The sequence below is a fragment of the Bradyrhizobium sp. GW821-FHT13H06 genome (assembly GCF_058803975.1).
Genome location: NZ_JBXAPN010000001.1, coordinates 226,129 through 245,097, shown reverse-complemented (window position 1 = coordinate 245,097; position 18,969 = coordinate 226,129). Strand labels below are relative to the sequence as shown.

At 64.2% G+C, this 18,969-nt stretch carries 18 protein-coding genes; 1 reads left to right on the top strand and 17 read right to left on the bottom strand.

Annotated features, from left to right (window positions below; translation table 11 throughout):
• Nucleotide 1 precedes the first annotated feature (1 nt).
• From AC1RQP_RS01200 to AC1RQP_RS01130, 15 genes are all read right to left on the bottom strand, one after another.
• Nucleotides 2–973, bottom strand: a complete 972-nt coding sequence (locus AC1RQP_RS01200) for a tripartite tricarboxylate transporter substrate binding protein BugD (protein WP_239623771.1) — start codon at nt 971–973, stop codon at nt 2–4.
• Nucleotides 974–1,160: 187 nt separating this feature from the next.
• Nucleotides 1,161–2,402, bottom strand: a complete 1,242-nt coding sequence (locus AC1RQP_RS01195; RefSeq protein WP_239623772.1) for a threonine synthase — start codon at nt 2,400–2,402, stop codon at nt 1,161–1,163.
• A gap of 143 nt (nt 2,403–2,545) precedes the next feature.
• A complete protein-coding gene (gene lpdA, locus AC1RQP_RS01190; RefSeq protein WP_492935636.1) occupies nt 2,546–3,967 on the bottom strand; it encodes a dihydrolipoyl dehydrogenase in 1,422 nt (473 codons plus the stop codon).
• A gap of 17 nt (nt 3,968–3,984) precedes the next feature.
• Complete coding sequence (locus AC1RQP_RS01185; RefSeq protein ID WP_239623774.1) at nt 3,985–4,218, bottom strand: hypothetical protein; 234 nt, start codon at nt 4,216–4,218, stop codon at nt 3,985–3,987.
• A 22-nt stretch (nt 4,219–4,240) separates the two neighbouring features.
• Entirely contained in the window at nt 4,241–5,605 is a 1,365-nt protein-coding gene (locus AC1RQP_RS01180; protein WP_492935635.1) for a pyruvate dehydrogenase complex dihydrolipoamide acetyltransferase, read from the bottom strand.
• Nucleotides 5,606–5,667: 62 nt separating this feature from the next.
• A complete protein-coding gene (locus tag AC1RQP_RS01175; protein WP_239623776.1) occupies nt 5,668–6,120 on the bottom strand; it encodes a nucleoside deaminase in 453 nt (150 codons plus the stop codon).
• 2 nt (nt 6,121–6,122) lie between these two features.
• Nucleotides 6,123–6,425, bottom strand: coding sequence for a DUF5076 domain-containing protein (locus AC1RQP_RS01170; RefSeq protein ID WP_126257462.1), 303 nt, complete (start codon nt 6,423–6,425; stop codon nt 6,123–6,125).
• A gap of 3 nt (nt 6,426–6,428) precedes the next feature.
• A complete protein-coding gene (locus AC1RQP_RS01165; RefSeq protein WP_492935634.1) occupies nt 6,429–7,820 on the bottom strand; it encodes a pyruvate dehydrogenase complex E1 component subunit beta in 1,392 nt (463 codons plus the stop codon).
• A gap of 29 nt (nt 7,821–7,849) precedes the next feature.
• Nucleotides 7,850–8,872 carry a pyruvate dehydrogenase (acetyl-transferring) E1 component subunit alpha gene (gene pdhA / locus AC1RQP_RS01160; protein ID WP_492935633.1) on the bottom strand — a complete coding sequence of 341 codons (1,023 nt, stop codon included), beginning with the start codon at nt 8,870–8,872 and terminating at the stop codon, nt 7,850–7,852.
• A gap of 372 nt (nt 8,873–9,244) precedes the next feature.
• Nucleotides 9,245–10,762: an aldehyde dehydrogenase gene (gene adh, locus AC1RQP_RS01155; RefSeq protein WP_492935632.1), complete on the bottom strand. Its 1,518-nt coding sequence runs from the start codon at nt 10,760–10,762 to the stop codon at nt 9,245–9,247.
• 254 nt (nt 10,763–11,016) lie between these two features.
• Nucleotides 11,017–11,976 (bottom strand): helix-turn-helix domain-containing protein, encoded by a 960-nt coding sequence (locus tag AC1RQP_RS01150; RefSeq protein ID WP_492935631.1) that lies wholly within the window; start codon nt 11,974–11,976, stop codon nt 11,017–11,019.
• 207 nt (nt 11,977–12,183) lie between these two features.
• Nucleotides 12,184–12,501 carry an FtsB family cell division protein gene (locus AC1RQP_RS01145; RefSeq protein WP_028177591.1) on the bottom strand — a complete coding sequence of 106 codons (318 nt, stop codon included), beginning with the start codon at nt 12,499–12,501 and terminating at the stop codon, nt 12,184–12,186.
• Nucleotides 12,502–12,678: 177 nt separating this feature from the next.
• Nucleotides 12,679–13,230 carry an NADPH-dependent FMN reductase gene (locus AC1RQP_RS01140; RefSeq protein WP_492935630.1) on the bottom strand — a complete coding sequence of 184 codons (552 nt, stop codon included), beginning with the start codon at nt 13,228–13,230 and terminating at the stop codon, nt 12,679–12,681.
• Nucleotides 13,231–13,406: 176 nt separating this feature from the next.
• Entirely contained in the window at nt 13,407–14,405 is a 999-nt protein-coding gene (locus AC1RQP_RS01135; protein WP_239623784.1) for an MBL fold metallo-hydrolase, read from the bottom strand.
• Between the two features lie 120 nt (nt 14,406–14,525).
• On the bottom strand, nt 14,526–15,479 hold the full coding sequence (locus tag AC1RQP_RS01130; protein ID WP_492936357.1) for an AraC family transcriptional regulator: 954 nt from the start codon (nt 15,477–15,479) through the stop codon (nt 14,526–14,528).
• 158 nt (nt 15,480–15,637) lie between these two features.
• On the opposite strand from AC1RQP_RS01130, the gene AC1RQP_RS01125 reads away from it, so the two are divergent.
• Nucleotides 15,638–16,375, top strand: coding sequence for an SDR family oxidoreductase (locus AC1RQP_RS01125; RefSeq protein ID WP_492936356.1), 738 nt, complete (start codon nt 15,638–15,640; stop codon nt 16,373–16,375).
• 69 nt (nt 16,376–16,444) lie between these two features.
• On the opposite strand, the gene AC1RQP_RS01120 is transcribed toward AC1RQP_RS01125, so the two are convergent.
• Nucleotides 16,445–17,581, bottom strand: coding sequence for a zinc-binding dehydrogenase (locus AC1RQP_RS01120; protein ID WP_492935629.1), 1,137 nt, complete (start codon nt 17,579–17,581; stop codon nt 16,445–16,447).
• 37 nt (nt 17,582–17,618) lie between these two features.
• The gene (eno, locus tag AC1RQP_RS01115; RefSeq protein ID WP_239623787.1) at nt 17,619–18,902 is read right to left on the bottom strand and encodes a phosphopyruvate hydratase; all 1,284 of its coding nucleotides are present in this window, start codon (nt 18,900–18,902) and stop codon (nt 17,619–17,621) included.
• Nucleotides 18,903–18,969: the final 67 nt, after the last annotated feature.

The window sequence follows — 18,969 nt, the reverse complement described above, 5'->3', positions numbered from 1 at the left end:
TTCAATCCACCTTGATGTTCGCCGCCTTGATCATCGGCCACCATTTTGCGATCTCGGCCTTCTGACGGGTGCCGAGCGCTTCGGGTGTGAGCTGATCCTTGGGCGTCATCTCCAGGCCCTGGCTTTCGAGCTGCTTCCTTACTCCGGGATCGTTCAGCGCTTCGACGGCGGCTGCATTGAGCTTGGTCACGATCTCCTTCGGCGTGCCCTTCGGAACCCACATGCCCGACCACAGCGTCATATTGAAGCCTTTCAGGCCCGCCTCCTCCGCGGTCGGAATGTCGGGCGCCGAGCGCAGGCGCTTGTCGTCGGTGACGGCATAGGCGCGGATGGTGCCGGCGCGGACCTGGTTGATGGAGTTGGAGGTCTGGTCGACGATGAGGTCGATCTGGCCGGCGATGAGGTCGTTCAGCGCGGGCGCGGTGCCGCGATACGGCACGTATTGCAGCTTGATGCCGGAGACGTTCTCGAGATAGACGCCCGCGATATGGCTGCCGGAGCCCGCGCCGGCGGTGCCTGCGGTCGGCGGCGACGGCCGCGACTTCAGCCAGTCCAACAGCTCCTTCAGCGAGGTCGCAGGTACCGCGTTCTTGCTGACGACGATCATCGGATTGCTCGGCAACAGCACCACCGGCTCGAGGTCGGCGACGAGATCGTATTTGAGCTTGTAGACGGCACCGTTGGCGACGTGGGTGCCGAGGTGGCCGAAGGAGATGGTGTAGCCGTCCGGCGGCGATTGCACGGCGCGGCCGACGCCGATCGAACCGCCCGCGCCGGTGACATTCTCGATCACCACGGGCTGCCCCAACGTCACCCGCATCCGGTCAGCGAGGACTCGCGCCATCGCATCCGACGGTCCGCCGGCCGCGAAGGGCACGATGACGGTGATGGGACGTGAGGGATAGTCGTCGGCGCGCGCGGCGCCGGTCACAGCGAGAATAGCAATCAGCGCAGCCCAAGCGGCCTTCTTCATTGTCTTCTCCCCAGCGATGTCGTTGTTGTTCTTTTTGGCCCTCCGCCCGCGTACGGGAAGAGGGATCATTCGTAGTCTGGCACCGCGCTAGAGCGCGATGCGATCAGGATGAATCGTCATGGCGCTTTAGATCGTTGTTGAAGCATGATCTTTTCGGAAAACCGCTGCGCACTTTCCGGATCATGCTTTAGAACTGCGCGTAATCGATCGGCTTGTGGCGATCGAGCGTGCGGGTGACCGGCGGCAGCGGGTACTTCAGGCCGGTCGCGCAGTTGAACAGCATCACGCGATCGGTCTTGCTGACGCGGCCGTCGGCGAGGCTCTGCTTGTAGGCGGCGTAGGTGGCGGCGCCCTCGGGACAGAGCAGCAGCCCCTCCTCGCGCGCAACCTCGTTCAGCGCCGACGAGATCTTGTCGTCGTCGACGGCGATCGCAAAACCCTTGCTCTTCCGCACCGCGCGCAGGATCAGGAAATCGCCGATCGCCTGCGGCACGCGAATGCCCGAGGCAATGGTGTGAGCGTCCTCCCAGCGCGTAGCGTGCTCGGTCCCGGCTTCGTATGCGCGCACCATCGGCGCGCAGCCCGAGGCCTGCACCGCAACCATGCGCGGGCGCTTGCTTCCGATGAAGCCGATCTTCTCGAGCTCGTCGAAAGCCTTCCACATGCCGATCAGGCCGGTGCCGCCGCCGGTGGGATAGAAGATCACATCGGGCACGTCCCAGCCGAGCTGCTCGGCGAGCTCGAGGCCCATCGTCTTCTTGCCTTCGATGCGGTACGGCTCCTTCAGCGTCGAGGTGTCGAACCAGCCGACCTTCGCCTTGCCCTCGCCGACGATCTTGCCGCAATCATCGATATAGCCGTTGACGCGGTAGACGGTCGCGCCCTGCAGCTCGATCTCGCTGACATTCACCTCGGGCGTGTCGGCCGGGCAGAAGATCGTGGTCTTGATGCCGCAGGACGTGGCATAAGCGGCGAGCGCCGCGCCGGCATTGCCGTTGGTCGGCATCGCCATGTGCTTGATGCCGAGCGCCTTGCCCATCGAAACCGCCATCACGAGCCCGCGTGCCTTGAACGAGCCGGTCGGCAGCCGTCCCTCGTCCTTCACGATGATCTCGCCGCCCCCGAGCTTTTTCCCGAGCTTCGGCAGCCGGATCAGCGGCGTCGTGACCTCGCCGAGCGAAACGATGTCCTCGCATTTGCGCACCGGCAGCAGCTCGCGGTAGCGCCACATATCGCCGGGGCGCTGGGCCAGCGCATCCTTCGTCAGCGCCTTCTTCACGCCGGCGAGGTCGTAGCGGACAAGAAGCGGCTTGCCGGCCTTGGAGAGGTTGTGGACCTGGTCGGCGGCGTAATGATCGCCCTCCATCGCGCATTCGAGATGGGTGACGAAAGTGGGGCGTTCGATGGTGAGGTTGTCGTTGTCGTGCATGGGTTGATTTCCTTCTTATTCTGCGATCGGTTCTCTCTGCTCGTCATTGCGAGCGCAGCGAAGCAATCCAGAATCTTTCCGCAGAGGCTGTCTGGATTGCTTCGCTGCGCTCGCAATGACGGCGGTGGGCGACGATGGGCCCGTCAAATATTCAACACCCTTCCATACGCATCCAGCACGGCTTCCTTCATCATCTCCGACAGCGTCGGATGCGGGAAGACCGTGTGCATGAGCTCTTCTTCCGTGGTCTCCAGGTTCATGGCGACGACGTAGCCCTGGATCAGCTCGGTGACCTCCGCGCCGACCATGTGGGCGCCGAGGAGCTGACCGGTCTTCTTGTCGAAGATCACCTTGACCAGGCCCTGGTCCTCGCCGAGCGCGATGGCCTTGCCGTTGCCGACGAAGGGGAAACGGCCGACGCGGATCTCGCGGCCGTTCTCTTTCGCCTTGGCTTCGGTGAGGCCCACGGACGCCACTTGCGGATGACAATAGGTGCAGCCCGGGATCATGTTCTTGTCCATGGGGTGCGGGTTGAGGCCCTTGATCGCCTCGACGCAGATCACGCCTTCATGCTCGGCCTTGTGCGCGAGCATCGGAGGGCCGGCAACGTCGCCGATGGCATAGATGCCGGGGATGTTGGTCTTGCCGTAGCCGTCGACGACGACGATGCCGCGGTCGGTCTTCACGCCGAGCTTTTCGAGGCCGATGTTCTCGATGTTGCCGACGACGCCGACCGCCGAGATCACGCGCTCGAACTCGGTGGCGACGGGCTTGCCCTTGCCGTCGTCGATGGTGGCGAGGACGCTGTCGGCCTTCTTCTCCAGCTTGGTCACCTTGGTCGAGGTCATGATCTTGATGCCCTGCTTCTCCAGACGCTTGCGCGCCAGGCCGGCAATCTCGGCATCCTCGACGGGGAGGATCTGCGGCAGCACCTCGACCACGGTGACGTCGGAGCCCATGGTGTGGAAGAAGGAGGCAAACTCGATGCCGATCGCGCCGGAGCCGACCACCAGCAGCGATTTCGGCATCCGCTCCGGCACCATCGCCTCGAAATAGGTCCAGACCAGCTTCTTGTCGGGCTCGAGTCCCGGCAGCACGCGCGGCCGCGCACCGGTCGCGACGATGATGTGCTTGGCCTGGTAGGTGCCCTCGCCCAACGCCCCCTTGGGGGCCTCGACATCGGACTTCTTCACGGTGACCTTGCCGGGCGCGTCGATCGAGGCCGCGCCCCAGATCACGCTGACCTTGTTCTTCTTCATCAGGAAGCCGACGCCGTCGTTGAGGCGCTTGGAGACGCCGCGCGAGCGCTGCACCACGGCCTTCGGATCGAACGAGACCTTCTCCGCGGACAGGCCGTAATCCTTGGCGTGCTGCATGTAGTGATAGATCTCGGCCGAGCGCAGCAGCGCCTTGGTCGGAATGCAGCCCCAGTTCAGACAGATGCCGCCGAGATAGGATTTTTCGACGATTGCCGTCTTGAAGCCGAGCTGCGCGGCACGGATCGCGGTGACGTAGCCGCCGGGACCGGAGCCGATGATGATGATGTCGAAGGATGTGTCGGCCATAGCGGCTCCCGTTCAACTCAAGAGGCGCCGCGGGCGCGGCGCTTGACCAAAAGAGACCTCACCAGCCATTCGAGCACCACCACCAGGACCATCACGGCCAGTGCGGTGAGCACGATCGGCTGGGCGATGTTCCGCGCCAGTTGCTCGCCGGCAAAGAACGCAGAACGAAGAAAATCGAGCCCGATCGGATTGAGCGCGACGACGGCTCCGAGCAGCAGCGATATCCATGGCCAGCGGGTCCGGACATGCAAGGTTGCCCCCTCTGCCGCCGCGTCAGACCATCATCATCACGGGGTTTTCGATCAGCTGCTTGAAGGCGCCGATCAGCTCGGCGCCGAGCGCGCCGTCGATGGCGCGGTGATCGCAGGACAAGGTCACGCTCATCATGTGCGCGACCTCGATCTTGCCGCCGCGCACCACGGGACGCTCCTCGCTGGTGCCGACCGCAAGGATCGTCGCATGCGGCGGGTTGATCACGGCGGTGAAGTGGCTGATGCCGTACATGCCGAGGTTGGAGACGGCGGTGGTGCCGCCCTGGTATTCCTCGGGCTTCAATTTGCGGGACCGTGCGCGCGCGGCAAAATCCTTCATCTCGTTCGAGATGGTCGAGAGCGTCTTGGTCTCCGCCTTGCGGATGATCGGCGTGATCAGGCCGCCGGGCATCGCGACGGCAACGCCGACGTCGGAATGATGATGCTTGACCATGCCGCTTTCGGTCCAGCTGACATTGCAGTTCGGGATCCTCTGCAGCGCCACCGCCATCGCCTTGATGACGAAGTCGTTGACCGAGATCTTGTAGAGCGGCTTCTTCTCCTTGTCCTTGGGAGCCGCCGCATTGATTTCCTCGCGCGCGGCGAGCAGCTTGCCGATATCGCAGTCGATGGTGAGATAGAAGTGCGGGACGTTCTGGATCGATGCGGTCAGGCGCTGCGCAATGGTGCGGCGCATGCCGTCATGCGGGACAATGTCGTAAGAGCCGGGCTCGAACAGCGACAGGATCTGCTTGTCCGACATCGTCGGCGCGATCGAAGGCGCGGATGACGGAGCAGCAGCAGGTGCCTTGAGGCCCTTGCCCGATTTGGCCTGCTCGACGTCGCGGGCGACCACGCGGCCATGTGGACCGGTACCTGCAATCATCGAGACATCGATGCCGGCGTCCTTGGCCAGGCGCCGCGCCAGCGGAGACGAGAACACGCGGCCACCATGGCCGTTGCTTTGCGCAGCCGGCGCTGCCGCCTGCGGCGCAGGTGCAGCCGCGGGCGCCGGAGCGGCCTTGGGCGCGGAAGCCGGTGCAGCAGCAGGAGCCTCGGCGGGCTTGTCTGCCGTCTTCTCAGCAGATTTGGGCGGCGCGGCCGAGGCGCTGGGCTTGGCGCTGCCCGCAGCCTTCACGTCCTCGCCTTCGCCGGCGAGCACGGCGATCACGTCGTTGACCGGGACATCCTGCGTACCCTCGGGCACCAAGATCTTGGCGATCGTGCCCTCGTCGATCGCCTCGACCTCCATGGTCGCCTTGTCGGTCTCGATCTCGGCGATGACGTCGCCGGATTTGACCTTGTCGCCTTCCTTCTTCAGCCACTTGGCGAGGTTGCCCTTCTCCATCGTCGGCGAGAGAGCGGGCATCAGGATGTTGATGGGCATGCTGACCTCACGAAGAACTTCTCAAAAACGTCGTCCTCGATGCGAAGACGAACAGACCAGGTTTAGTTGCCGATGTCGCCCTGCCACAGGCGCTCATTGGCTGGGATGGAACGCCAATTCTTCATCATGGTGATGGAGCGGTCGTCGGCAAGGTCGATCCAGGGAATCCCGAACTTGTCGAGGATGTCCTTGGAGCCGGGGAAGGTGACGGATTCTCCGATCACCACGAGCTTGACCTTGAACAGCGCGAGCGCGCCGGCGCACATCGAGCATGGCGACAGCGTGGTGTACATCACGGTATCGTGGAACTTGATCGCGCCGGCTTCGCGCAGGCAGCTCATCTCGCCGTGCAGGATCACGTTGTTCTCCTGCACGCGGTTGTTGTGGCCGCGGGCGATGATCTTGTTGTCGCGCGTCAGCACGGCACCGATCGGCAGACCGCCCTGCGCGATCGAGGCTTCCGCCTCGCGGATCGCCTCGAGCATGAAATCGAAGTGGTAGGATTCGATCGCCATGGTCAGTGCCCCTTGCCGCGTGGCGTCGTGGTGCCGGTGTCGGTAGGACGCTCGATCTCGGCCTGGAACATCTCGAGGATCCGGTTCAACGCGTCCTCCTCGGTGTATTCGCTCTCGCGCGCATAGGCGCGCGCAGCATGACGGGCGAGATCGACGAGCAAGAGGCCCCACATGTCGGGTTCCTCGAAGGCGCGCTGGAACGCCATCGACAGCCCGCCGTCCAACACGAATACGCGCAGGATCTCGACCGCGTCGTCGCGGCTCATGACGTCGGGCGGCAGTGGCTGCTCCTTGGGGCCCGCCATGATCTACCTGTAGCAGACGGCTTTGGCGGCCTCGACGACTTCCGCCGCCGAAGGCAGCGCGAGCTTCTCCAGGTTCGCGGCATAGGGCATCGGGACGTCCTTGCCGGAGACGCGCGCAACCGGCGCATCCAGATAATCGAAGGCGTTTTCCATGATGCGCGCGGCGATCTCGGCGCCGACGCCGCTCTGTGCCCAGCCCTCTTCCACCGTGACCGCGCGGCCGGTCTTCTTGACGGAGTTGACGATGGTCTCGGTGTCCATCGGGCGCAGCGTGCGCAGGTCGATCACCTCGGCCTCGATGCCGTCTTTGGCGAGCTCGTCGGCGGCCTTGAGCGCATAGGTCATGCCGTTCGACCAGGAGATGATGGTGACGTGGCTGCCGGAACGCACGATGCGCGCTTTGCCGATCGGGATGATGAAATCATCCAGCTTAGGCACTTCGCCGGTGTGACCGTAGAGCACCTCGTTCTCGAGGAAGATCACCGGATTGGGATCGCGGATCGCGGCCTTGAGCAGGCCCTTGGCGTCGGCTGCCGAATACGGCGCGACCACCTTCAGGCCCGGGATGTGCGAGTACCAGGACGAGTAATCCTGGCTGTGCTGGGCGGCAACGCGCGCGGCCGCGCCGTTGGGTCCGCGAAACACGATCGAGCAGCCCATCTGGCCGCCGGACATGTACAGCGTCTTGGCCGCGGAGTTGATGATCTGGTCGATCGCCTGCATGGCGAAGTTGAAGGTCATGAACTCGACGATCGGCTTCAGGCCGGTCATCGCGGCACCGACGCCGACGCCGGCAAATCCGTGCTCGGTGATCGGGGTGTCGATGACGCGCTTGGCACCGAATTCCTGAAGCAGGCCCTGCGTCACCTTGTAGGCGCCCTGATATTCGGCGACCTCTTCGCCCATCACGAAGACGTCGGCGTCGCGGCGCATCTCTTCGGCCATGGCATCGCGCAGCGCTTCGCGGATGGTCTGCGTCACCATCTCGGTACCCGCGGGCACTTCCGGATCCGGCTCGGCAACGGCCTGCGGGGCGGCCGGCGCGGCCTTCGGCTGCGGCGCCTCGGCCTTGGCGGCGGCCGGGGGCGCCGACTCGGCAGCCTTCTCCTGCTTGGCCGGCGCGGACGCCTTGCCGAGATCAGCCGCGCTCTCGCCGTCGGCGAGAATGGTGGCGATCGGCGTGTTCACCGCAACGTCGGCGGTGCCCTCGGGGATCAGGATCTTGCCGAGCGTGCCTTCGTCGGTCGCCTCGACCTCCATGGTCGCCTTGTCGGTCTCGATCTCGGCGATGACGTCGCCGGACTTGATCGTCTCGCCCTCTTTCTTCAGCCATTTGGCGAGGTTGCCCTTCTCCATCGTGGGCGACAGCGCAGGCATCAGCACTTGAATTGGCATATCGGCTCCAAAAGAAAGCTTGCGCGCGTTCAGCGGTAAACGTCGGTCCAGAGCTCGGCGGCATCCGGCTCGGGATCGTGCTGGGCGAAATCGGCGGCGGCGTTGACGATGTCGCGCACTTCGGCATCGATCGCCTTCAGATCCTGCTCGCTGACCTTCGCCGCCAGGAGGCGGTTGCGCACCTGCTCGATCGGATCCTGGTCGTGGCGGACCTTCTCGACCTCCTCGCGCGTGCGATATTTTGCAGGGTCGGACATCGAGTGCCCGCGATAGCGATAGGTCTGCATCTCCAGGATGAAGGGCCCCTTGCCGGCGCGGCACCAGGCTGCCGCCTCCTCGCCCGCCGCCTTCACGGCACGGACGTCCATGCCGTCGACCTGCTTGCCGGGGATGTTGAAGGAGACGCCGCGCTTGGAAAAATCCTGCTGCGCCGAGGCGCGCGAGACCGATGTGCCCATGGCGTAGCGGTTGTTCTCGATGACGTAGATCACCGGCAGCTTCCAGAGCTCCGCCATGTTGAAGCTCTCATAGACCTGGCCCTGATTGGCCGCGCCGTCGCCAAAATAGGTGACGCTGACATTGTCGTTGCCGCGATAGTGATTGGCAAAGGCAAGCCCGGTGCCGAGCGAGACCTGGGCGCCGACGATGCCGTGGCCGCCATAAAAGTGCTTCTCCTTGCTGAACATGTGCATGGAGCCGCCCTTGCCCTTGGAGTAGCCGCCGCTGCGGCCCGTGAGCTCGGCCATGACGCCGTTGGCATCCATGCCGGTGGCAAGCATGTGGCCGTGATCGCGATAGCCGGTAATGACCTGATCGCCCTGCTTCAGCGCCATCTGCATGCCGACCACTACGGCCTCCTGGCCGATATAGAGGTGACAGAAGCCGCCGATCGCGCCCATGCCGTAGAGCTGGCCTGCCTTTTCCTCGAACCGACGGATCAGGAGCATGTCGCGGAGCGCCTTGAGCTCCTGCTCCCTGGTGAATTCCGGAGGCGAACCGCCGTCGGTCTTATCCTGTGGAGGGCTTGCGGCGGCTTTCTTGGGGGCGGCCATGGGAATTCCGGGTCAGAGAAAACTTTCGCCCTCTCTAACCCAAGTCAATCGCGTGCGAAAGCACCGCGGCGGCATGACACGCCTTTCATTATGCCGCACTGCAACGTGATCGAAATATTGCAAAATCTTTGGCGCTGATCGGGTAACAAATCTATGCGCGCATGGGCGCGCGCGGATTCGTGAGCAGATCAAGAACTGCGAACCAACAGAATCCTGCCGGTCGAAAACTCGTCCCACGAATGGGGCGCTGCAGCTTCCGCGACGTCATGGCCGGGCTCGTCCCGGCCATCCACGCCTTGCCCCGCGGCACGGAGGACGTGGATGCCCGGGACAAGCCCGGGCATGACGGCCTCCTGAGCGGGACATCCCTCATCAGAAGAAACCGAGCTTCTTCGGGCTATAGCTGACCAGGAGGTTCTTGGTCTGCTGGTAATGATCGAGCATCATCTTGTGGGTCTCGCGCCCGACGCCCGACTGCTTGTAGCCGCCGAAGGCCGCATGCGCGGGATAGGCATGGTAGCAGTTGGTCCAGACCCGGCCGGCCTGGATCTCCCGGCCGAAACGGTAGCAGCGGTTGGCGTCGCGACTCCAGACGCCGGCACCCAATCCGTAGAGTGTGTCGTTGGCGATCGCGAGCGCCTCCTCGTCGGTCCTGAAGGTCGTGACCGAGACGACGGGGCCGAAAATCTCCTCCTGGAAGATTCGCATCTTGTTGTGGCCCTCGAACACGGTCGGCTGGACGTAGAAGCCGCCGGCGAGATCGCCCGCGAGCTCGGCACGGCCGCCGCCGGCCAGCACCTTGGCGCCCTCCTCCTTGCCGATGTCGATGTAGGAGAGGATCTTGGACAGCTGCTCGCTGGATGCCTGAGCGCCGATCATGGTCGTGGGATCGCGAGGATCGCCCTGCTTGATCGCGGCGACGCGCTTCAGCGCCCGCTCCATGAAGCGGTCATAGATATCCGCGTGGACCAGCGCCCGGCTCGGACAGGTGCAGACCTCGCCCTGGTTCAGCGCGAACATGACGAAACCTTCGATCGCCTTGTCGAAGAAGTCGTCGTCTTCGGCGATGACGTCCTTGAAGAAGATGTTCGGCGACTTGCCGCCGAGCTCAAGCGTGACCGGAATGAGGTTCTGGCTGGCGTACTGCATGATCAGCCGGCCCGTCGACGTCTCGCCGGTGAAGGCGATCTTGGCGATGCGCGGGCTGGATGCCAGCGGCTTGCCGGCCTCGAGGCCAAAGCCGTTGACGATGTTGAGGACACCGGGCGGCAGGATATCCGCGATGAGCTCGGCCCACACCATGATCGAGGCCGGCGTCTGCTCGGCGGGCTTGAGCACGACGCAATTGCCGGCGGCAAGCGCAGGCGCAAGCTTCCAGCAGGCCATCAGCAGCGGGAAGTTCCAGGGGATGATCTGGCCGACCACGCCGAGCGGCTCGTGGAAATGATAGGCGATGGTGTCATGGTCGATCTCGCCGATCGAGCCTTCCTGGGCGCGGACGACGCCGGCGAAATAGCGGAAGTGATCGATCGCGAGCGGCAGGTCGGCGGCGCGGGTCTCGCGGATCGGCTTGCCGTTGTCCCAGGTCTCGGCAATCGCAAGGCGCTCGAGATTCTCCTCCATGCGGTCGGCAATCCGGTTCAGGATCGCGGCACGCTCGGCGACGCTGGTGCGGCCCCAGGCGGTTTTGGCGGCATGCGCCGCGTCTAGGGCAGCCTCGACGTCCTGCGCGTCGGATCGCGCGATCTTGCAGACAACCTGGCCGGTCACCGGCGAGGCATTGTCGAAATACTTGCCGGAGATCGGCGCCACGAACTTGCCGCCGATGAAATTGTCGTAGCGTTCGGCAAAGGGAACTTTGGTGACGCTGAGGAATTCCACCTTGTTCATTGATCACTCCCGATGTTTGCTGCTTGCTTGTCGTCGTGTGTTCACGACTTGCGCCGACGATGATGCGGGAGGCGTTTTCTGTCAGCCCGGGCGGGAGCGATGGTGGGGCGGACCTGTCGCACTTCTGCGACAGGTGGGGCGGCTGCCCGTCATTGCGAGCGCAGCGAAGCAATCCAGAGTCCCTCCGCGGAAAGACTCTGGATTGCTTCGTCGCTTCGCTTCTCGCAATGACGATTCTTAGGAAACAACGCAGCTCAGTGGTTCAGCTCGAACCGCTTCAGCTTCCTGTGCAATGTGGCGCGGCTGACGCCGAGGGCCTTGGCGGCTGCCGAGACGTTGCCGCCGGCGCGAAGCAGCGCCCGCTGCAACACCGCGCGCTGGCCTCCGGCAAGGTGATCGCGCGCGGTATCACCGCCGAGAAGGTCGGCGGCAGGCACCGGCTGCAATGCCCGGCCGGGCGCGATTCCGAGCGCCACCCGGGCGGAGCGGGTCGCGCCGATCACGAGATCGTCCGCATCGACCGCAACGAGGCCGCTGCAACTTCCGTCCGCAGCTTGCGTCAGCACGATGCGGGCATCGGCAAAAGCCTTTCGAAACAGGTCGGCCTCGATACGCCTGGCCGCCTCGCCCGTCGCGAGCGCGATCAGGCTGGCGAAGCAGTCGGTGCGGTCGGCGCGGCAGGAGGAGACGTCGAGCACACCGACAAGCGCGGCCTCATGGTCGTGGATCGGAACCGCGGTGCAGCTCAGAAGCGTATTGCGGGCAAAGAAATGCTGGTCGCGATCGATCGTCAGCGGGCGCTGCTCGACGAGGCAGGTACCGATGCCGTTGGTGCCCTCGTGCTCCTCGCTCCAGAGCGCACCCGTCCACAGGCCCCAGGACTGAAACGTCGCGTCGTCCGCCACCGTGCCGCGGCGATCGACCGGCACGCCATCGCCGTCGGCGAGCAGCACGCAGCAGCCCGCGGCGCCGACGGCCTGATACAGCCGGTCCATCGCGCCTTGCGCCGCGGCCAGAAGCGGCGCGACACGTTCGCGCGCCCGGTGCAGTTCGGCTTCGGTCAGCCGCATCGGCGCGGTGCGGCCGCCGGGATCGAGATGATGCAACCGGGAGGAACGACGCCACGAGGCCACGAGCGCGGACCGAGCCGCCTGGCCTGACGTGATGGCAGCCTCGACGCGGGCCGCGTGATGCCGGGGCATTGACCCATTCATCACTGTTTCCTCCGGATGGCAGTCTAGAAACTGCCGGTGCTGCCCGGTTGATCTGCGTCAACAAAGGCGCCGGAAGCCATGCGCCCGTTGCGGCGCGGCCGTCAAGGCGGCCGTCGGGTTCCAGGCCTACGACTTTCGCTGGAATTGGGACACGCAAGTCGGTTTCGGCAGCGGCTTTCGGTGCCGCTTTCGAAAGCTGCGGATGCGCTACTTCGCCGGGATCATCCGAACGAGATCGCGCGGATTGACGTAGTCGAGCTGGAAGCGCGCTCGCTCGTCCAGCATGTCGGGGTCGATCTTCTCGGACCGCAGCAGAGATACCCGCTGTTCGCTCCTGGCGCGCTCACGCTTGAGCTGGGCCAGCTCGCTGGTCAGCGCGATGATCTCCTGGTCGAGCTCCTGGCGGGCGTTGAGGCCGTATTTGCCGGTATAGGCGTTGACGCCGAAATAGCCGACGATGGCCGCCGCCATCGCATAGAGGGCAAGACCGGTCAGGATCGATTTCAGGCGCGCGCGCGAGACCATCTTGGGAAGATGGGACAGGTTGGTTAAGGGAGTGCTAATTGCCGAAACGAGGCACACTATACCGTCATGGCCGGGCTTGTCCCGGCCATCCACGTACTTTGCCTGCGATAACGAAGAACGTGGATGCCCGGGACAAGCCCGGGCATGACGGAGAGTCGAGCAGCCTTGGCTTAGACGTCAACCCTGATGTTTCGCCACATGCGCGGCGAAGGCATCGATGAATTGCTGCAGCACCGTCTTGAGGGAGTCCTTGGTCAGATTGCCGTCCGCGTCGAAGGCGTCGCCGACGCCGCTGAGGTAGATTTCCGGCTGCTGGAGAACCGGACCGGAAATGCCCGGCAGAATGTTCTGCAGATGCTTGGCCGCGCTGACCCCGCCGAGCAGCCCCGGCGAGTTGGAGATGATGCCGACCGGCTTGCCGAGGAACGAGCTCTCGCCGTAGGGCCGCGAGGCGACGTCGATGGCATTCTTCAGAACGCCCGGGATCGAACGGTTGTATTCGGGCGTGACGAACAGGACGCCGTTCGACTTCTGGAGCTTTTCGCGGAAGGCGAGCCAGTCCGCGGGCGGCGCGCCCTCGAGGTCCTGGTTGAAGAACGAAATGCCTGCCGGCGTGACGACCTCGAGCTTGAGCGAGCCAGGCGCCAGCTTGGCGAGCGCATTGGCAATCTTGAGCGAGAAGCTGTCCTTGCGCAGGCTGCCGGCGATCGCGACGATGTTGTAGGCCATGGAATGTCCTCGAGGGCTTGAGCGGGAGTGCCGGGACGGCACTTAAGCCAACCGGACCAATGGATGCAAGTGCATGAACTGGTCCGATTTGGAAACGCTGCGTTTCGCGAATGCAGCCCAAACAAATCGGGCCGCCAAGTGGCGGCCCGGTCGTTCGCGCAAACGCCGCGTGCAGATCAGATCGTCGGATTCCACGCCGACGGGATCAGGCGATATTTGGCGCCGTCCTTCTCGACATGGCCGACCGAGGGGAAGGCGAAGTGGAAGCCGATCACGGTCGCCTTTTCCGCTGCCGCCATGTCGTAGAACTTGTGGCGCGTCGCCTGCGCCATCGCGGCGTCGTTGTCGAACACCACGTGCCAGTCCGGATTGCGCAGGAAGAACTCCGGAATGTTGGTGACGTCGGACTGGATCAGCACCTTGGCGTCGCCCGAGGCGACTGCGAAGGAGGTGTGCCCGGGCGTGTGGCCGGGTGTCGCGATGGAGGTGATGCCGGGCGCGACCTCCTTGCCCCATTCGTACTTCGTCACCTTGGATTCGAGGCCGGCGAAGGTCTTCTTCACGTTGGCGAAGTAGTTCTTCATCATCGGATTGGCTTCGGCCTTGGCAGCGTTGTCCTCGCTGGTCCAGAACTCCCAGTCCTTGCCCGGCACCATGATCTCCGCATTCGGGAAGGCCAGCGCGCCGTCGGCCAAACGGATGCCGTTGGTATGGTCGGGGTGCAGATGCGACAACAGCACGACGTCGACGTTCTTGGGGTCGACGCCGGCGGCCTGAAGGTTTTGCAGCGTGCGGCCGACCGCGCCCTTGCTCGCCTCGAAATTCGCAATGCCATTGCCGGTGTCGATCAGGACCAGCTTGGAACCGGTGTTGATGAGCTGCGGATTGAACGGCACGGTGACCATGCCCTTCGGCATGTAGGCCGCCTCGCCGGCCGCCAGCGCCTCCTCCTTCGGAATGTTGACGACGAACTTGTCAGGCATCGGGAAGGTGCGCGCGCCGTCGTTGATCGAGGTGCACTCGAAGCTGCCGACCTTGTAACGATAGAAGCCCGGCGCCTGCGTCCCGGCTTGCGGCACTGAGGCATTCGCGGCGATGGGCCCGAGCCCGGTGACGGCCGCCGCGCCCATGGCGGCGGCGCCTGCGAGCAGGTGACGGCGATTGAGATCGGTCATGGAATGTCCCTTCTGAGCGCCTTGCGGTTCGTCCGCTTGAAATGGCGGCGGAATAATCCCCCGCGTCGCTCAGAAGGCAAGACCTTCTTTCGGTGACGTGCCGTCGCACGTCACGATTATTTATTTGGGGCGATGGGGAATTTTTTCGCCGGTGGCCTGTCCACGCCAGTATCGCTTCGGTGCATGGCCGTAGATTCGTTTGAAGGCATGCCCGAAGGCGCTTTCCGACGAATATCCCAGTTGCGCGGCGGTTGCCGAGACGGTCGCACCGCGTCGCAGCTGATCGCGCGCAAGCCGCATTCGCCACCGAAGGAGGTAGTCGAGCGGCGCCAGCCCCACCAGGGACTTGAACCGCTTCGAAAATGCGGATCGCGACATTGCGATCGCGTCGGCCAATGCTTCCAGGGTCCAGGGGTGAGCAGCGTCTTCGTGCATCAGCCTGATTGCCTTGCCGATCCTGGCATCGACCAGCGCGTTGATCCATCCAAGTCCCTCGCCGGCACCCTGATCCAGCGCCGCGCGGAGCACCTGGACGAGCAGGACGTCGGCGAGCCTGTCGGTGAGTACGGCCATTCCGATTCCCGTCCCCCTGATTTCAAGGTCGAGAATGTGGAGCGTGGAATGAATGACGGCTGCCGAGCGACTGCGCGATGGTATGAGCAGAAAGCGAGGCAGCGCATCGAGCAGCAATTCGGCGTCCGATGCCTCGAAACCGAAACTGCCGGCAAGCAGAACGGTATCGCTCCCTGCGCCACGCGCGACATCAGACTGCTCCCAATCGAACGTCGCTATTCCGTCTTCGGGAGCGAGGCGTCCGTCGTTGGCCAAAACGTAGGCTGGTGCATTGGCGAGAAGAAAACAGTCGCCGGTGTCAAGCCGATGATGGGCTTCGTCGCCAAAATCGATCCAGCAATCGCCTCGGATGACCGCGCCGAACTTCAGGGCGGGTTTTGCCGGGAACCGATACGACCAATGGCCGCCCGCCTCGAAGCTCGTGCAACGCGCAGCGCGAACGTCCAGGAGTGAGAAGGCCTGGGACAGAGGGTCCAAGGTCTTGTCCAACTCTTTGCCCAAGTGCTTGCCCAAGTGCCTGTCGAAGCGCTTGTCGAAGCGCTCGTCCGAAAGTTTGTCCAAGGCTTGATCCGATCTCGACGATTTTCGAGCATTTCAAACATAGATCATCCTCGCTACCGATGCGAATTTCATCGCGTAACGAATTGGATGGAACATCTATGACAGGCATCGCAGGCAAGGTCATCGCCATTACGGGCGCCAGCAGCGGAATTGGCGAAGCCACTGCCCGGCATCTCGCAGAACGTGGCGCCATCGTGGTCCTCGCCGCACGGCGTTCCGAGAGGCTGGAGATGCTGACCGCGAGTATCACCTCGAAGGGCGGAAAGGCGTCGTATCTCGTCACCGACGTCAGGCAGCGCGAGGATGTCGCCAGGCTCGTCGGTCTCGCAACGGACCGATGCGGAAAGCTGGACGTCATGATCAACAATGCCGGGATTGCACCGATTTCCCGTCTTGACGATCTGAGGGTGGACGATTGGGACGATATGATCGACGTGAACGTGAAAGGCGTGCTCTACGGGATCGCCGCGGCCCTTCCCGTCTTCCGTCGTCAGGGCTTTGGCCACTTCGTCAACACCCTGTCGACCGCCGGCATCAAGATCGTTCCGACAATGGCCGTCTACGCGGGATCGAAGAACGCCGTCAGGGCGATTTCCGAAGGTCTTCGTCAGGAGGCCGGCCCGTCGCTTCGGGTGACGACCATCTCCCCCGGTTATGTCGACACCGAGCTTCCATCCTCCATGACGGATTCCGCGCTACGGGATGAGGGGCTGGCGAGCATGAAGGCGCTGGCCATTCCGGCGAGCGCGATCGCAGAAGCCATCGCTTTCGCGATAGCGCAACCAGATAGCGTGGATGTCGGCGAGATCGTCGTTCGCCCGACTGCTCAGGCATGAACATGTCGAGCGAGCTAGGATAGGCCGGCGCGGCCGGCCCCTGCCCCCGGGGTCACGCGCCGTCGCAGGTCACGATTTATTCGGGTTGATGAGGAATTTTTCGCCGGTGGCGCGTTTGGCGTACACCGCGATGTTGGCGGGATCGAGTACCTCGGGAAGCGACACCACCCTGGTGTAATGACTGGCGAAGGTGGTCTTGAGCTCGGACGCCACGCGCTGGCGCAGGCGGCCGATCTCGGCCGGGCCGATCTTCTGGAGGAACGGCGTCAGCAGCCAGCCGCCGACGCCCCAGGTCAGGCCGAACGACCGGCTCAATTCGGTCGGCCGATTGTCGAGGCTGCCGTAGATATAGACCTGCTTGTACACGTTGGAGCCGTAGCGGCTGTATTCCTTCGCGGTCTTGTTGGCCGCAACTTCCATCGCGGTCAGAATCTGGCTGGCCAGCTTGCCGCCACCGATGGCGTCGAACGCGATCGTGGCGCCGGTCTCGACCAGCGCATTGGTGAGAGCGTCCGTAAAATCAGGCGCGCTGGAATCCACGATGTACTTGGCGCCGATCTTGCGCAGGATATCGGCCTGCTCCTTGCTCCGGACGATATTGACGAGGCCGATGCCGTCCTTGATGCAGATCTTGTTGAGCATCTGGCCGAGATTGGAGGCCGCCGCGGTGTGCACGAGCGCCTTGTGGTTCTCGCGCCGCATCGTCTCGGTCATGCCGAGCGCGGTCAGTGGATTGACGAACCAGGACGCGCCGTCGGCGGCCGTGGTGCCCGCCGGCAGCTCCATGACGTCGCGGACCTTCAGCACGCGGTACTGCGTGTACATCGCGCCGCCGATCATCGACACCGTCTTGCCCATCAGGGCCTTCGCAGCGTCCGACGACCCGGCCCCGATCACGGTGCCGGCGCCCTCGTTGCCGACCGGCAGCGACTGATCGAGCCGGGCTCCCATCATCCGCATCGCCGCCTCCGGCATCGTCGCGGTGATGACGGGCATCTCCTTCGTGCCGGAGGCCTTGGCGGCCGACATGTCGGCGGGCCCGATCAGGAGCCCGAGGTCGGAGGGGTTGATCGGCGTCGCCTCGACGCGAACCACGACCTCATCGTCGGCCGGCTCCGGCGTCGGGACGTTCACGAGGGACAACTCCAGCTCGCCGCTTTTCTTGAGCAGCGAACGCAGCTGCAGTCCGGACTTGCCGTCGCTCATGTCGATCCTCCCCTGTCCGTCTTTGCGCGGCGCCGGCTTATGCCAGCGCCTTCAGTGCCGCCTTGCCGCCGTAGAGCGCCTGCTTGCCGAGCTGCTGCTCGATGCGCAGGAGCTGGTTGTATTTGGCGGTGCGATCCGACCGCGCAAGGGAGCCGGTCTTGATCTGACCGCAATTGGTGGCGACCGCGAGGTCGGCGATGGTGGAATCCTCGGTCTCGCCGGAGCGATGCGACATTACCGAGGTGTAGCCGGCCTTGTGCGCCATTTCGACGGCGGCGAGCGTCTCGGTCAGCGTGCCGATCTGGTTGACCTTGATCAGGATCGAGTTGGCGCGGCCCGCCTTGATACCTTCGGCGAGGCGCTTGACGTTGGTGACGAAGAGATCGTCGCCGACCAGCTGGCACTTCTTGCCGATGAGATCAGTGAGCTCCTTCCAGCCCTCCATGTCGTCTTCCGACATGCCGTCCTCGATGGTCACGATCGGATAGCGCGAGACCAGATCTGCAAGATACTTCGCCTGCTCGGAGATCGAGCGGGTCTTGCCCTCGCCTTCATAGACATATTTGCCGTCCTTGAAGAACTCGGTCGAGGCGCAGTCGAGGCCGAGCACGATGTCGGTGCCCGCCTTGAAGCCGGCCTTGCCGATCGCGTTCATGACGAAGTCGAGCGCAGCATCCGCCGATGGCAGGTTCGGCGCGAAGCCACCCTCGTCGCCGACGTTGGTGTTGTGGCCGGCTTTCTTGAGCTCCGACTTCAGTGTGTGGAACACCTCAGCGCCGTAGCGCAGGCCCTCGGCAAAGCTCGACGCGCCGACGGGGAGGATCATGAACTCCTGGAAGTCGATCGGGTTGTCGGCATGCACGCCGCCGTTGATGATGTTCATCATCGGCACCGGCAGCAGGCGCGCAGAGGTGCCGCCGACGTAACGGTAGAGCGGCATGTCCAGCGAGTTCGCGGCGGCCTTGGCGCAGGCGAGCGAGACGCCGAGGATGGCATTGGCGCCCAGCCGGCTCTTGTTCGGCGTGCCGTCGAGGTCGATCATGATCTGGTCGATCTGGGCCTGCTGCTCGACGTCGAGGCCGCTCAGGGCCTCGAATATCTCGCCGTTGACGGCGCCGACCGCCTTCGAGACGCCCTTGCCGAGATAGCGGGCCTTGTCGCCGTCGCGCAGTTCCACGGCCTCGTGGGCGCCGGTGGAGGCGCCCGACGGTACCGCAGCGCGGCCGAGCGCGCCGTCCTCCAGCACGACATCGACTTCGACGGTGGGATTGCCCCGGCTATCGAGGATTTCGCGGCCGATGATGTCGATGATGGCGGTCATGATGTCCACTTCCGTTCGTTAGGGCTGATCGGTGCCGCGGGTCTTACACGGGCCGCAAGCAAATGTG